1 protein-coding gene is annotated in these 292 nt (G+C 69.9%); it reads left to right on the top strand.

Features of this window, described 5'->3' with window-relative positions; genetic code table 11:
- Window positions 1-26 precede the first annotated feature (26 nt).
- Window positions 27-292: methylmalonyl-CoA mutase family protein (locus KVT44_RS55980; protein WP_254651250.1), on the top strand; the 266-nt coding region annotated here is incomplete at its 3' end.

The following is a 292-nucleotide window of genomic DNA, read 5'->3' as shown; positions in this document are numbered from 1 at the left end:
CTAGGACGTCCTAGGAAATTCGAAGCATGGACGCTGCCGCCATCGAAGAGGGCCGCCGCCGCTGGCAGGCCCGGTACGACACCTCGCGCAAGCGTGAGGCCGCCTTCACCACGCTCTCCGGTGATCCGGTGGAGCCGGTGTACGGGCCACGGCCGGGGGACAGGTACGACGCCTTCGAGCGGATCGGCTGGCCCGGCGAGTACCCCTTGACCCGCGGCCTGTACCCGAGCGGCTACCGAGGGCGTACGTGGACGATCCGCCAGTTCGCCGGGTTCGGGAACGCGGAGCAGAC

The sequence above is a fragment of the Streptomyces sp. GbtcB7 genome, from assembly GCF_019091445.1.
Lineage (GTDB): Bacteria > Actinomycetota > Actinomycetes > Streptomycetales > Streptomycetaceae > Streptomyces > Streptomyces mirabilis.
Note: the sequence above shows the minus strand (reverse complement) of the source record. Positions and strands in the feature narration are given on the sequence as shown.